Genomic DNA, 12,952 nt, shown 5'->3' on the forward strand with positions numbered 1-12,952 from the left:
AGCTATGCGGGCGGGCGGTCACAATAGAAATGACCGCCCGCCCTTTTTGATTTTTCCGATTCGAAGCAGGGTCCCTTGCGACATACACTGTAAAAATGCTGTACATTTAGGCAGAATCGACCCAGCCATGCTTCGAATTTTCCGTTCCATCCGCAGGCGCCTGCTTTCCGGAAACCGGATAAGCCGCTACCTGATTTACGCCATGGGCGAAATCGTATTGGTGGTGATTGGGATAATGCCTGCCTGGGAGAATATCCTCGGGCGAACCGAACGCCTGCTCGGGGCAATTGACCAGCATCTCTCACAATTAGAAGCCCAATGAAAAAAGTTGTTTTATGGACCCTTGCGGGCATTAGCCTGCTATCCTCCTGCGGGGAAACCGGAGAATCTCCCGGGCCATTGGAGGAACCCCACCGCCCCCGGTATCATTTCACCCCCCCGGCCCACTGGATGAACGACCCGAACGGGATGTATTACCAGGACGGGGAATACCACCTGCACTACCAGTACTACCCGGACAGCACCGTTTGGGGGCCCATGCACTGGGGGCATGCCGTTTCCTCGGACCTGATCCGGTGGGAGCATCTCCCGGTATCCCTCTACCCGGATTCCCTGGGGTACATATTTTCGGGCAGCGCCGTGGTGGATTACGACAACACCTCGGGCTTCGGGCAGGAAGATACCCCGCCCGTGGTGGCAGCCTTTACCCACCACGACCCGGAAGGGGAGCGGGCCGGGCGTAGCGATTTCCAGAACCAAAGCCTGGCCTACAGCCTGGACAATGGACGCACCTGGACCAAGTATAGCGGCAACCCGGTATTGCGAAACGATACCGGAATCCGAGATTTCCGGGATCCCAAAATCGTCTGGCACGGGCAAAGCGAGAAATGGATCATGGCCCTGGCCGTCTACGACCGGGTACGGTTCTACGGTTCGGATAACCTCAAAGATTGGGCATACCTCTCCGAATTCGGCATTCCCGGGGATACCCGCCTGTGGGAGTGCCCGGACCTTTTTCCTATGCGTATCCCCGGCCAGCAGGAGGAAAAATGGGTTTTGCTCGTCAGTATCCAGCAGCAAGGGCCCAATGGGGGAACGGGTACCTCCTACTTTATCGGGGATTTCGATGGCACCCGCTTTACGGCCGACCCGCAGGAGCAGCAATGGCTGGACTACGGGGCGGACAATTACGCCTTTGTGACCTGGGACAATGCCCCGGTAGGATGGGGTCGCAGGTTGGGCATCGGGTGGATGTCCAACTGGCAGTACGCCCAGCAGGTCCCTACGGAAAAATGGCGTTCAGCCATGACCCTGCCGCGCGTCCTGGAACTGGTACAGGAAGACAGCTCCTATGTACTTGCAGCCCAACCTGTACCTTCGGTTACCGGCCTCAGGCGTTCCGGTTTTGCCCTTCCCGGCCGCATAAGCGGGTTTCAAAGCATTCAGGGGGATTTCCGCCCATCCCGTTGCGAACTCGAATTCCGGGTAGACCTGGAAGCCACCACGGCTAAGGCCTTTGGTTTTACCCTCAAAAACACAAAAGGGAACCGCCTGGAGATCAGGATGGATCCTCGGACCAATACCCTGGTCGTAGACCGGACCGAAAGTGGTCCCAAGGGCTTTTCCGATGCCTTTTTCGAAGGCCCGCACCGGGCGCCCCTGCACCTGGAAGGGGGTAGTGTGGACCTGAGGGTCTTTCTGGACGTTTCCTCCATTGAGATTTTTGCAAATGGCGGGCGTCTTAATTTCACGGATATCTTCTTCCCCGAAGAACCTTTCGATACCCTGGAGTTCTGGGCGGAGGACGGGGAGCTCGTGCTTTCGGAGGGTCAGGTGCACGCCCTGTCCACTTCCTGGGAAGAGGCTCCATAGAAAAGGCCCCGGCCGCTTGCGGCCGGGGCCTTTTGTGATACCCCCCGGGACCTTCCGAAGTCAGGTCCTTGCGATGGGAGTGGCCCTTTGAGCTACCCTTTTTACAGGAAGTTACCTTTGTCGTCTACTTTCACGCGGATTTTTTTATCCCCGTTTTCGAGCGTCAGTTTGTAGGTTTTAACAGCGCCTTTGTCTTCGTGGTAATTCACGCGGTAGAGGTCTTTGGTAATCTCCCACCCCGGGAATCGGTCCAGGACGGCTGCCTTCACGGAATTCGGAAGGGCAATGTCGCTAAAGCGCTCGATGGTTCGGATAATACGACCGTCTTTATCGTAGGCGGCCAGGATTTTACCTTCCGGAATGTAGAAGCGAATTTGGTAGTAATCATACTCGTCTACATAGTATTCGGAGTTCTCCAGGTCGAACGCAGCAACTTTGCGTTCCAGCATTTCGACTGGTACGGCAGCGGGCTCATCAGAAGCCACGCTGTTGAGGTACTTGTAATTGGTAGCGTAAACGGTTACTTCGGATAATTCTTCCGTTTTTACAATCTGGGCCAGGGCCGGGCTGGTCAACCCGATACACATGAGACCTAAAATGAACCTTTTCATGATGTGATTTTTTAGGGTTATTGGTGCCCGTAATCTTCTCAAGGGCATGACAAAAGGTAAGAGTAACCCCCTGGTGGTACAATGACCTGAATCAGTACCCCGCTTTCCGGCCGGGAGGGGCCATCCCGATTGCAAAAGGGCATTGAAATCCTATAAGGGCAAGGGTATCAGCACATTGGCTTTAAGGGTTGGCCTGGGGACCGCTAATGCCCTGATACAGGTCATTGAGCGCCTGACTTCTGGGTTGTACCTTCTGGGGAAACCCTCGTGAACAATGGAAGATTTCCCGCTTGCCGGTTTTGAAACGCTCGATACCCGCCTCCCGGTCTGGTCGCGCTTTTATATGGTAGCCCCCCTGGTAGTCATCGGGACCCGGGAAGGGGAGGGCTATGACCTGGCACCCAAGCACATGGTTACCCCCATGGGCTTTGGAAATTATATCGGCTTTGTGTGTACCCCGGACCACAGCACCTACCACAATATCCGGCAACATGGGGTGTTTACTGTAAGCTTCCCCCTCCCGGAGCAGACCCTTATCACATCCCTGAGCGCAACCCGGCGTTCGGGGGAGATTCCCAAATCGGAGCAGGTCCTGGATTGGTTGCCCACCGTGACTGCCCCTCAGACAGATGCCCCTTTCCTTCAGGATTCTTACCTGCTTCTGGAATGCGACCATTTTAAAACCATCGACGGGTTTGGCCGCAACAGCCTCATTACGGGTACTATCCGCAAGGCCTATGTGCGAAACGAATACCTTCGGATCTCCGAAGCCGATGAGCAGGCCATGCTTCGGGAGCACCCCTTGCTGGCCTATGTGGCCGAAGGCCGGTTCGCCATAGTCGGGGACACCTATGCCTTCCCCTTTCCCAAAAACTTTAAGAGATGAACAGGACTTCTACCATAGCCGAAATGGTTTCCGGTTGGCTACGCAGTCGGGAAGGGGAGATGCTTGCATTTCTCACGGAGCTGGCACGCATGGAGTCCCCTTCCTCCCACAGGCCCTCCCAGCACCACATCCTGGAATGGCTGGAAGGTCACTTCAGGGAACTGGGTTGTTATACTATCCGGAACCCGGGAAGAACAACCGGCGGGTACCTTTATGCCCGCTACCCGGCCAGGCGCCTGCACGCCCCGGTCCAGTTGCTGCTGGGCCACTGCGACACCGTATGGCCCCTGGACACCCTGCGGGAAATGCCGATTGGGATGCAAGGGGAAACCCTTGTCGGACCTGGGATCTACGATATGAAGGCCGGCATTACCCAGGTGATTTTTTCCCTTCGCTGCCTCAGGGATCTCAAGGCGCCCATCGCGGTTGTCCCTTTGGTGCTGGTAAACTCCGATGAGGAAATCGGAAGCCGGGAGTCTACCCCTGCCATCCGTAGGCTTAGCCGCCTGGCTTCCCGAGCCTATGTGATGGAACCCCCTTTGGGGCCGGAAGGCCGCCTGAAAACCCAACGCAAGGGGCTGGCCCGGTTTACCCTTACCGTTTATGGCCGGGCGGCGCATGCGGGCCTGGACCCGGATAAAGGGGTCAATGCTATCGTGGAAATGGCGGGGCTGGTGCAACAGCTCTATGCTCTGAATGATTTCCAAAGCGGGACCACGGTAAACGTGGGCCTAATAGAAGGGGGGGTATCCCCGAATACAGTAGCTCCTGTAAGCCGGGTAGTTGTGGATGTCCGGGCCCCCACTGTAGTGGAGGCCAGGGCAGTGGAGACTGCGATCCGGAGCCTCAGGCCCTCCGCCCCGGCCTTGCGCCTGGAGATTGAAGGCGGGTTTGGCCGTCCTCCCATGGAGGCCACCCCGCGGAATCAGAGGCTTTGGCTGAGCGCCCGGGAAATCGGCGGGCAACTGGGCCTGGAACTGCAGCAGGCTGCTGCAGGAGGGGGGTCCGATGCCAATACGGCCAGCCAGTTTACCGCTACCCTCGACGGCCTGGGGACCCCGGGAGACGGAGCCCATGCCCTGCACGAGCATATCCGGATCCCGGATCTGGCGGTCCGGACGGCCCTGCTCACCATGCTGTTGCTGCTGGAACCCCAAAACCACCATGCCCCATGAAAACCCCTTCCTACATCTATACCTCCCTTACCCGGATTTCCGACTTGCAAACCTCGCCCTTTGAGGTGCGCCAACTCCCCCGTGAGGATTGGGGCCGGGGCGACTATGTGGTATGCGAAATCCAGGAGGCGGGCGGAACCGAGCTGCAACTGGAACTTACCAGCGGCCGGATGCGCGGCATCATAGGTGGGGAACACCTCATAGGTGTCCTGGGCGAGCGGTTTGCCACCCTGGAGGCTACCGGAAGCTGGGAGGGCATAGCGGCCGACGGCCGGATGCACGTACTCACCGGTGCGGGACTGCTGGGGAAGCTCACTTCAAAGTCTGTCTTCCTCCCTGCCATGATGCAGGGGGTCTACCGGGGCCACCCGGTGCGCAATGGTCGCAAACTGACCATGGACGATTTTGTTTTGCCGGTGCAGCCCCGCACCTTTACTACCCCGGTCGTACTGTTCTACGGGACTTCCATGTCTGCGGGTAAGACCACATCGGCCCGGATTGTAACCCACCTTTTTACCCAGGCGGGTTACCGGGTGGTGGCTGCCAAGGTAACCGGTGCCGGGAGGTACAAAGATATCCTGGCAATGAAGGATGTCGGGGCCCGGGCCATATTCGATTTCGTGGATGTTGGACTCCCTTCTTCCATTTGCCCGGAAGCGGTTTACAGGGAAAAGCTCGTCCAACTGCTCAGCCGGATGGCCGCGGTCCCGGCAGATGTGGCCGTGGTGGAAATCGGGGCATCGCCCCTGGAACCCTATAACGGTTCCCTGGCCTATGAGGCTCTGCGAGACCATGTGAAATGCGCCATCCTGAGTGCCTCCGACCCCTATGCCGTCCTGGGGGTTATCCAGGCTTTCGGGCTGCGGCCGGACCTGGTAACCGGAGTGGCCTCCAACACCCTTGCAGGTACTGCCCTGGTCGAAAAACTCTGCCAGGTACGCACCCTCAACCTTCTTGATCCCTCCAATATACCCGCCCTTTGTGCCCTGCTGGAAAGGACAACCGGGTTAGCCCTGACCCCATAAAAAAACACCCGGAAACGCTTCCGGGTGTTTGGTGTGATGGAGCCGCATGTCTCTATAAATCCAGTTTCCGGATTTCCCATTGGCGGGACCCGGTTTTAACGGCTACCAGGTTGGGCTGCAGGATACGGGTTTGCAGCTCAGGCCTTTCGTACCGGCGGGCATCCATCATAATATTGGTGCGTTCGCTCAGCGGCCAGATCATGTCTCCCCGGGGGTTGAGGATGACTTCCGTGAAGGAGTAATCGTAGATGTTGAGCTGGAAATTGTTCTTCCCGCGGAAGGTTTTCCTGAAATAAATCCCAACGGCCATACCCCCGTTGAATTCGGTCAGGTTGAGGTATTCGGCTTCAATGGCCATCTTTCCCGTTTTATCGATATAGCCGTAAAACGGGATCCCGTCTTCCTTCACCACCTTAACGGGGCATCTGCCGTCCCGGAACCGGGGATACTCAATAGAGGTAACGCCCTGCGCCCCCGGGTTTGGGCTTTCATTCCAGACCAGGTCGTTGCGGAAGGGAATGGCCAGCACCCCCTGTTCGTTAATAAATCCCCAGCGGTTCCCCTGTCGTACGGCGGCCATGCCTTCATGGAAGGGGGTAACCTGGTCGATATTTTCCAATACAGGTTTGTTGATCTCCTTTACGGATTGCCCGGCAGCTGCCAGGGGCAGGGCCAGGAGTGCTGCGGCTAAAATGAGGGTTCGTTTCATGATCGGAAGGGTTTAGAATCGGATGTTCAAGGTCGTCATTTACGGGGCAACCCGAAATGATATTCGTCACTGTTGCAGCCTTGAACGGCCCATCAGAACATGATTTTCGAATAGATCATGAACTTGAGGTCCTTTGGCAGGGTATCCCGTACATCTTCCAGTTCGCCCAGGGAGACATACTTGCGCAGGTAGAGGAAGGTAAGTTCGATATAGCGCTCCACCAGGTCGTCATCCTCCCCAAGGTCGCCGGGGGCCGAGACCCCGCAATGGTGGCGTACCCGTTCAATAAAATCTTCCATCCGGCGGATGTCGTCGGGTTTTCTCCGGGTAGACCAGCCATTGACATAAACGGCTTTCAGGAACATGGGAAACTGGGCAATGAGTTGAAGGGATTCATTTACCGGGATTACATCCCGGAGGGCGTGCAGGATGGCAGACAGGATTCTTCCTGCCTTATCCGTATCCTTCCCGAAGCCCATATGCTTCGCGTAATCCTTTACAAAGGTATTGCCTTCGGCTGCGTATTGTTCAAAATGTAAGGCCATGACTCGGGTATTAAAGGTTATGCCGGAAAGGTCCAGTTTTCCTGCCAACCCTGAAATGACTTGGGTCATGCCGCTTACCTGCCCTGCCCCATACGCTGCCGGGCTTCCTGCAGGATGCTTACCCCTGCCGAGGCCCCGATCCGGGTAGCTCCGGCCCCAATAAATGCCAGGGCATCATCCAGGGAGCGGATCCCCCCTGAGGCTTTCACGCCCAGGTGGCCTCCCACGGTTTCACGCATGAGCGTTACATCGGCCAGGGTGGCCCCTCCACTGCCAAAGCCCGTGGAGGTCTTCACGTAGTCCCATCCGGAGCCTTGAGCCATCTGGCAGAGGCGGATTTTTTCCTCCCGGGTCAGGTAGCAGGTTTCCAGGATCAGTTTCAGGCAGGAGCCGTCGGCTGCCTCCCGGAGCAGGTCGAGTTCTGCCCCAATGCGTCCCCATTGCCCGTCTTTAACCCACCCGAGGTTGACCACCACATCCAGCTCCGAAGCCCCCGCAGCCAGACAGGCCCTGGCTTCATAGGCTTTTACGTCGGGGCATGTGGCCCCAAGGGGGAACCCAACCACGGCAGCCAGGTGTTGCCCGGCCCCCTCCAGGAAGGAGGCGGCAACTTCTACGCGGCTTCCATGAACGCATACCGCCCCAAAATTGTAATCCAGGGCTTCCCTGCACAGGGTTTCGATCTCGGCTTCAGTTGCTGCCGGCTTTAACAGGGTGTGGTCAAAATAGGGGGCAAGTGCCCCGGGGTCAGTGGGTAATTCCATCCCCTAAAGGTAGGGAATCCGTCTGTATCCCACCCTGTGCACCCGGGCTGACGGAAGTCATGGGAAACCGCGTAAGGAGGTCTTACCTTGAAGCACCTAAACCTAAGGCGATGAAAAACATACTGGTTCCCACGGATTTTTCGGATAATGCCTGGCATGCCCTAACCTATGCCCTGCACCTGCTCAAGGAAGAGACCTGCACCTTTTACCTGCTCCATGTGTATTCCCCGGCCATCTACCGCATGGATTACGCTATGGGCGGGCCCGAAATGAGTGCTATCCCGGACGCGGGGGTAGACCTTTCCGTGGCCGGGCTTGAAAAAGTCCTGGAAGATGCCCGGCGGGAATTCCCCAACCCCAGGCACCGGTTTGAATTGCTGTCGGAATTCAACACCCTAACGGACGAAGTCCGGGAACTCACCCGGCAAAAAAACCTGGATCTTATCGTTATGGGCACCCGCGGCGCAAGTGGTGCCAAACAGTTCTTTTTGGGGTCCAATACGGTCTTTGTCCTCAGGAAGGCAGAAATCCCGGTACTGGTAGTCCCGGAGAAGGCCCGGTTCCACCCCCTGCGGAATATCTTGTTTCCCAGCGATTACCTGAGCCGGTACAGGCGGGAGGACCTCAAACCCCTGCTGCGGTTGGCACGCCTGCAGGATTCGCGCCTGCTGCTGCTTCACATAGACGAGCCCGGGGGGCTGACCGATACGCAGAAAGACAATAAAGCACACCTGGAGCGCTGTCTGGAAGAATTGCCCTATAGCACTGTGTCAAGGGAAGCGGCGAATATCCCGGAAGCCATCCTGGAATATGTCCGGACCCACCCCATTGACCTGCTGGTGATGATGAACCGTAGGCACTCCTTCCTGGAACGCGTGTTGCACCGGCAGAAAATAGACCAGGTCGGGTTCCATGTACAAACCCCCTTCCTGGTGATGCCCGACCATTCAGCCGGATAGGCCTTTCCACGGCACCACCCTGAAGGGGATTTGATTCCTGCAGGACCTGCAGTCGTTTTCAGAAGAAAAGCGTCTGCAGGTTTTGTTCGTTGAAGCTCAGCAGGGGGATATGGCTTTCAGAGGCCATTTGTTTGACCAGGTCCTTGCGGAACCAGCGTTTTACCCCGCCTTTGTGTTCGCGTTCCAGCATCCCGATGAGCCCGGCGTGCAGGTGTTCGGAGTAGTCCTGCAGAGTGTGGGCCACGTTGTCGGATTCCAGTAATTCAAAATACAGGTTATCGTAATCGGTACGTTCCTGCAGCATGGAGCGGAACCATGCCATCTGGGAAGCCCCTGCGTCCATATCGGAGGTGACATGTACGACACGGACTTCGGAGCCCAGGGCTCTTGCCAGGGCGACTACTTTTTCGAGGGCGCGGAGGTCTTCCACCTCAAAATCGGTGGCATAGACCATGCGACCCGGTTTCTCGAACCGGTAATCCGACGGGATAGCCAGAACCGGGCAGGGAGCTTTGTCGATGAGTTTCGTGGTTGTGCCGCCCATAATGGCCTCCATCAATCGGGTTTCCCCCTTCATGCCCACGGCAATAATGCGGGCATGCCATTCGGATGCCTTGGAAATAATACCGGACAACACCGACATGTTTTCGACGGGTTCGAAATGCAACCTGGGGGGGCTGACACCCTCCTTGCGGTTTTCTTCGTAGAACTGTTCCAGTCGCTTGCGCTCTGAGATCAGGGCATCGGCATGCAACTGCGGGTAAGGCGCCTGCAACTCGGTTCCCAGGATGCTGGGGACGTCAAAGACATGGGTCAGCACCAGTCGCATACCGAGCATTTCGCTCAGGGACTGGGCACAATGCAGGGCCGAAACAGAAGCTTTGGAATAATCGGTGGCGTATAAGATGGATTTCATGACTACGGGTGTTTAGGGTGTTAAAGGTACAATCCGGGCCAGGGGGAGTAAATGATCTGCATCAGGCCAAAGCCTTTGTAGTCCGCAGAAACAAAGAAGCCCCCGGGCTTTTATTCCCTTGCGTTATGCCCTACCTTTGTGCCCGGAAAAACCGTTTGTTCCCGCTGCCATGAACAAAGCCATTTACATTGCTACCATAGAGCCCTTCAGCGGCAAATCTATAGTCTCCCTGGGGCTGATGCGCCTCCTTCTGGGCCGGATGGCCCGGGTGGGGTATTTCAGGCCGATTATTGACGATTATCCGGAAGGGCAGAAGGACAACCACATAGAGACCATCCTCCACCATTTCAAAATCCCTATGGCCTATGAGGAGGCCTTTGCCTGTACCCGCAGCCAGGTGGTCCTCAAAAGCAGCCGCAACGAGGAGGATGAGGTGGTAGACGCCATTATCGAGAAATACAAACGCATCGAATCGCGTTTCGATTTCGTGTTGGTGGAGGGAACCGATTTTACCGGCGAGGGGGTGATCATCGAATGGGATTTTAATGTGCTGATCGCCAAAAACCTCGGGATCCCCACCATTATCATCTCCAGCGGGGTGGGTAAAAACCTGGAGGAATTCACCAATTCCTTTGCCCTGGCCTGCGACTCATTCAAGGACAAAGGGGTCGAAGTCCTTATGGCGGTGGCCAATAAGATACAGCCCGAGAACCAGGGCCTGGTCCTGGAGAGCATGGCCAAACACCTCCCGGAAGGTGTGCTGACCGCGGCCATCCCTATGAACCCTGCCCTGGGTAACCCCAGTATGCGGGAAATCGTGGAGGCCGTGGAAGGGAAGGTCCTCTTCGGAGCGGAAGGCATGGAGCGGCAGGTGGCCCATTACGGGGTAGGGGCCATGCAATTGCGCAATTACCTGACCCACCTGCGCGACCATACCCTGGTCATCACCCCGGGAGACCGGGCAGACCTGATCCTGGGGGCGCTGCAGGCCCACCAATCCGCCAATTACCCGCACATATCGGGTATTGTCCTGACCGGGGGGCTGCTGCCGGAGGATTCCATCATCAAACTCATCGAGGGCTTGTCCGAAGTGGTGCCGATTGTCTCGGCATCCGGGGGGACCTTTGCCGTGGCCAACCAGGTGGGGTCCATCCACCCGCGTATTTACCCCGGAAATACCCGCCGCATTGAGCAGTCTCTCAAGGATTTTGCCACCTATGTTCCGGAAGAGGAACTGGCACAGCGCCTGGTGACCTTCCAGGCCGAGGGGATCACCCCCCGGATGTTCCAGTACAATTTGCTGAAAACGGCCCAGTCCGATCTGAAGCACATCGTCCTGCCGGAAGGGACCGACCCCCGTATCCTAAGGGCCAGCCGGGACCTGATCCACCATGGGGCGGCCCGGCTTACCCTCCTGGGCGACCCGGCCCAGATCCGCGAGCAGATCCGGTCTATGAAGCTGGACCTGGATCCCGATTCCATCCAGATCCTGGACCCCCGCCACGCCCCGCAGTTTGAGGAGTACGCCCAAACCCTCTACGAGCTCAGAAAGCACAAAAATGTAGATCTTACCATGGCCATGGACCTGATGGCCGATGTCTCCTATTTCGGCACCATGATGGTTTATAAGGGAGATGCGGACGGGATGGTCTCCGGGGCCGTGCATACCACCCAGCATACCATCCGGCCTGCCCTGCAGTTCGTGAAGACTAAACCCGGGGTTTCCCTGGTCTCCTCCGTCTTCTTTATGTGCCTCCCGGACCGGGTGGTGGTTTTTGGAGATTGTGCCATCAACCCCAACCCGACGGCCGAAGAACTGGCGGCCATTGCCATCTCCTCTGCCGATACCTCCAGTGCCTTTGGCATCGAACCCCGGGTGGCCATGCTCTCCTATTCTTCCGGAAGTTCCGGGCAGGGAGCCGATGTGGAACGGGTGCGTACGGCTACGGATATCGTGCGCCGGGAGCGCCCCGACCTGAAGATCGAAGGCCCCATCCAGTACGATGCCGCCGTAAGTCCGGAAGTCGGGCGCAGCAAGCTCCCTAACTCCGAGGTGGCAGGGCGGGCAACCGTCTTTGTGTTCCCGGACCTGAATACGGGCAACAATACCTACAAGGCCGTACAACGGGAAACCGGTGCCCTGGCAATAGGACCTATGCTGCAGGGACTCAACAAACCCGTAAACGACCTGAGCCGCGGGTGTACGGAAGACGACGTGTTTAATACGGTGGTCATTACGGCCATCCAGGCCCAGGGCGATAACCGTTAAATCAAAGCACCTGCCCATGGAACAGAAAATCCTTATCCTGAATTCCGGGAGTTCCTCCCTGAAGTTCCAGCTCCTGCAAATGCCCTCCGAAGCGGTTATCTGCAGAGGTCAGGTGGAGCGTATCGGGTCCGTGGATGCCATCCTGCACTGGGAAGCCGGAGGCCGTAAAGCAAAGAGCGTCCTGGAGGCCCTGGACCATGGGGCTGCCCTCGCAGCAATCACCGGGGTGCTCACGGACGCGGATAACCGGTTTCTGGCCGATGCCTCCGAAGTGGCAGCTGTCGGGCACCGCGTGGTCCACGGGGGCACCCGGTACAACAGCACTACGGTAATCGACCAGGAGGTAACAGAAGCCATAGAAGGACTGTCCCGGCTGGCACCCCTCCACAACCCGCCCAACCTGGAAGGCATCCGCAAGGCTTCTGCCCAGTTTCCGAAGGCCCTGCAGATTGCGGTTTTCGATACCGCCTTCCACAGGAGCATCCCGCCCCATGCCCGTCGTTATGCCCTGCCGCAGTACCTCTTCGAGGAGCACGAGATCCAGGTATTTGGTTTCCATGGCACCTCCCACCAGTATGTAGCCGGGGAAATGGCCCCTGAGCTCCCGGAAGGCGGGAAACTCGTATGCCTGCACCTGGGCAATGGTTGCAGCGCCACGGCCATTAAGGGAGGCAGGAGCGTGGACCACAGCCTCGGGTTTACCCCTTCCAACGGCCTTATTATGGGCTCGAGAAGCGGGGATATCGACCACGGGGTGGTGCTGTACCTGGCGGAAGGCCTCGGGTACGATATGGCCCGCATCCGCCGGCTGCTCAATTCCGAGAGCGGGATGAAGGGGCTTACGGGCTACAGCGATTTGAGGGATATCGAAAAGGGCGCCGCCAAAGGGAATCCGGACTGCGACTTGGCCCTGGAGATGGCTGCTTACCGCATCCGCAAATACATTGGCGCCTATGCCGCTGCTATGGATGGCCTGGACGCCCTGGCCTTTACGGCGGGGATAGGGGAGCACTCAGCAGAAATGCGGGAGCGCGTCTGCCGGGGGTTGTCCTTTCTGGGGGTTTCCCTGGATGTGGAACGCAACCGGGCACCTGGCTCTGGCAAGCAAGCGATACACGCTGCGGATTCCCGGGTTTCCATTTGGATTGTACCTACCAATGAGGAACTGGAGATTGCGCGGCAGACCTACAGCTTGTTGCAGGGGAAGGAAACCGCCTGAGC

13 protein-coding genes are annotated in these 12,952 nt (G+C 57.7%); 8 read left to right on the forward strand and 5 right to left on the reverse strand.

Features of this window, described 5'->3' with window-relative positions; all coding sequences use genetic code 11:
* Positions 1–127 precede the first annotated feature (127 nt).
* Entirely contained in the window at positions 128–322 is a 195-nt protein-coding gene (locus tag CA832_RS09925; protein WP_088341471.1) for a hypothetical protein, read from the forward strand.
* Positions 319–1,872 (forward strand): glycoside hydrolase family 32 protein, encoded by a 1,554-nt coding sequence (locus tag CA832_RS09930; protein ID WP_233131783.1) that lies wholly within the window; start codon positions 319–321, stop codon positions 1,870–1,872. Before CA832_RS09925 ends, CA832_RS09930 begins: the two co-directional genes overlap by 4 nt.
* 101 nt (positions 1,873–1,973) lie before the next feature.
* Here CA832_RS09930 and CA832_RS09935 read toward each other — a convergent pair whose 3' ends face one another.
* Entirely contained in the window at positions 1,974–2,483 is a 510-nt protein-coding gene (locus tag CA832_RS09935; protein ID WP_088341473.1) for a nicotinate-nucleotide adenylyltransferase, read from the reverse strand.
* A 274-nt stretch (positions 2,484–2,757) separates the two neighbouring features.
* Between CA832_RS09935 and CA832_RS09940 the strand changes: the two genes are divergently transcribed.
* From CA832_RS09940 to CA832_RS09950, 3 genes are read left to right on the forward strand one after another with little or no spacing between them, the layout of a single operon-like run.
* Positions 2,758–3,369 carry a flavin reductase gene (locus tag CA832_RS09940; protein WP_088341474.1) on the forward strand — a complete coding sequence of 204 codons (612 nt, stop codon included), beginning with the start codon at positions 2,758–2,760 and terminating at the stop codon, positions 3,367–3,369.
* Positions 3,366–4,544, forward strand: a complete 1,179-nt coding sequence (locus CA832_RS09945) for a M20 family metallopeptidase (protein WP_088341475.1) — start codon at positions 3,366–3,368, stop codon at positions 4,542–4,544. The genes CA832_RS09940 and CA832_RS09945 overlap by 4 nt, the downstream gene beginning before the upstream one ends.
* A complete protein-coding gene (locus CA832_RS09950) occupies positions 4,541–5,569 on the forward strand; it encodes a hypothetical protein (RefSeq protein ID WP_088341476.1) in 1,029 nt (342 codons plus the stop codon). Before CA832_RS09945 ends, CA832_RS09950 begins: the two co-directional genes overlap by 4 nt.
* A gap of 52 nt (positions 5,570–5,621) precedes the next feature.
* Here the strand turns inward: CA832_RS09950 and CA832_RS09955 are convergent, their stop codons facing one another.
* The 3 genes from CA832_RS09955 to deoC all read right to left on the reverse strand — a co-directional run bounded on the left by CA832_RS09955 (position 5,622) and on the right by deoC (position 7,587).
* The gene (locus CA832_RS09955) at positions 5,622–6,278 is read right to left on the reverse strand and encodes a WG repeat-containing protein (RefSeq protein WP_088341477.1); all 657 of its coding nucleotides are present in this window, start codon (positions 6,276–6,278) and stop codon (positions 5,622–5,624) included.
* A 92-nt stretch (positions 6,279–6,370) separates the two neighbouring features.
* Entirely contained in the window at positions 6,371–6,823 is a 453-nt protein-coding gene (locus CA832_RS09960; protein ID WP_088341946.1) for a DUF2267 domain-containing protein, read from the reverse strand.
* 74 nt (positions 6,824–6,897) lie between these two features.
* Positions 6,898–7,587, reverse strand: coding sequence for a deoxyribose-phosphate aldolase (gene deoC, locus CA832_RS09965; protein WP_088341478.1), 690 nt, complete (start codon positions 7,585–7,587; stop codon positions 6,898–6,900).
* Positions 7,588–7,697: 110 nt separating this feature from the next.
* On the opposite strand from deoC, the gene CA832_RS09970 reads away from it, so the two are divergent.
* Positions 7,698–8,546, forward strand: a complete 849-nt coding sequence (locus tag CA832_RS09970; RefSeq protein ID WP_088341479.1) for a universal stress protein — start codon at positions 7,698–7,700, stop codon at positions 8,544–8,546.
* Positions 8,547–8,604: 58 nt separating this feature from the next.
* Here the strand turns inward: CA832_RS09970 and CA832_RS09975 are convergent, their stop codons facing one another.
* Positions 8,605–9,462 carry a universal stress protein gene (locus CA832_RS09975; protein ID WP_088341480.1) on the reverse strand — a complete coding sequence of 286 codons (858 nt, stop codon included), beginning with the start codon at positions 9,460–9,462 and terminating at the stop codon, positions 8,605–8,607.
* A 169-nt stretch (positions 9,463–9,631) separates the two neighbouring features.
* On the opposite strand from CA832_RS09975, the gene pta reads away from it, so the two are divergent.
* On the forward strand, positions 9,632–11,731 hold the full coding sequence (gene pta, locus CA832_RS09980) for a phosphate acetyltransferase (RefSeq protein WP_088341481.1): 2,100 nt from the start codon (positions 9,632–9,634) through the stop codon (positions 11,729–11,731).
* Positions 11,732–11,747: 16 nt separating this feature from the next.
* Positions 11,748–12,950, forward strand: coding sequence for an acetate/propionate family kinase (locus CA832_RS09985; RefSeq protein ID WP_088341482.1), 1,203 nt, complete (start codon positions 11,748–11,750; stop codon positions 12,948–12,950).
* Positions 12,951–12,952: the final 2 nt, after the last annotated feature.

The organism is Robiginitalea sediminis (assembly GCF_002198115.1).
GTDB classification, from domain to species: domain Bacteria; phylum Bacteroidota; class Bacteroidia; order Flavobacteriales; family Flavobacteriaceae; genus Robiginitalea; species Robiginitalea sediminis.

Coding starts and splice junctions, on each gene's coding strand:
- CA832_RS09940 (WP_088341474.1), top strand. CDS start 2,758: ATGGAAGATTTCCCGCTTGCCGGTTTTGAAACGCTCGATACCCGCCTC.
- CA832_RS09985 (WP_088341482.1), top strand. CDS start 11,748: ATGGAACAGAAAATCCTTATCCTGAATTCCGGGAGTTCCTCCCTGAAG.
- CA832_RS09955 (WP_088341477.1), bottom strand. CDS start 6,278: ATGAAACGAACCCTCATTTTAGCCGCAGCACTCCTGGCCCTGCCCCTG.
- CA832_RS09975 (WP_088341480.1), bottom strand. CDS start 9,462: ATGAAATCCATCTTATACGCCACCGATTATTCCAAAGCTTCTGTTTCG.
- pta (WP_088341481.1), top strand. CDS start 9,632: ATGAACAAAGCCATTTACATTGCTACCATAGAGCCCTTCAGCGGCAAA.
- CA832_RS09945 (WP_088341475.1), top strand. CDS start 3,366: ATGAACAGGACTTCTACCATAGCCGAAATGGTTTCCGGTTGGCTACGC.
- CA832_RS09970 (WP_088341479.1), top strand. CDS start 7,698: ATGAAAAACATACTGGTTCCCACGGATTTTTCGGATAATGCCTGGCAT.
- CA832_RS09925 (WP_088341471.1), top strand. CDS start 128: ATGCTTCGAATTTTCCGTTCCATCCGCAGGCGCCTGCTTTCCGGAAAC.
- CA832_RS09960 (WP_088341946.1), bottom strand. CDS start 6,823: ATGGCCTTACATTTTGAACAATACGCAGCCGAAGGCAATACCTTTGTA.
- CA832_RS09950 (WP_088341476.1), top strand. CDS start 4,541: ATGAAAACCCCTTCCTACATCTATACCTCCCTTACCCGGATTTCCGAC.
- CA832_RS09930 (WP_233131783.1), top strand. CDS start 319: ATGAAAAAAGTTGTTTTATGGACCCTTGCGGGCATTAGCCTGCTATCC.
- deoC (WP_088341478.1), bottom strand. CDS start 7,587: ATGGAATTACCCACTGACCCCGGGGCACTTGCCCCCTATTTTGACCAC.
- CA832_RS09935 (WP_088341473.1), bottom strand. CDS start 2,483: ATGAAAAGGTTCATTTTAGGTCTCATGTGTATCGGGTTGACCAGCCCG.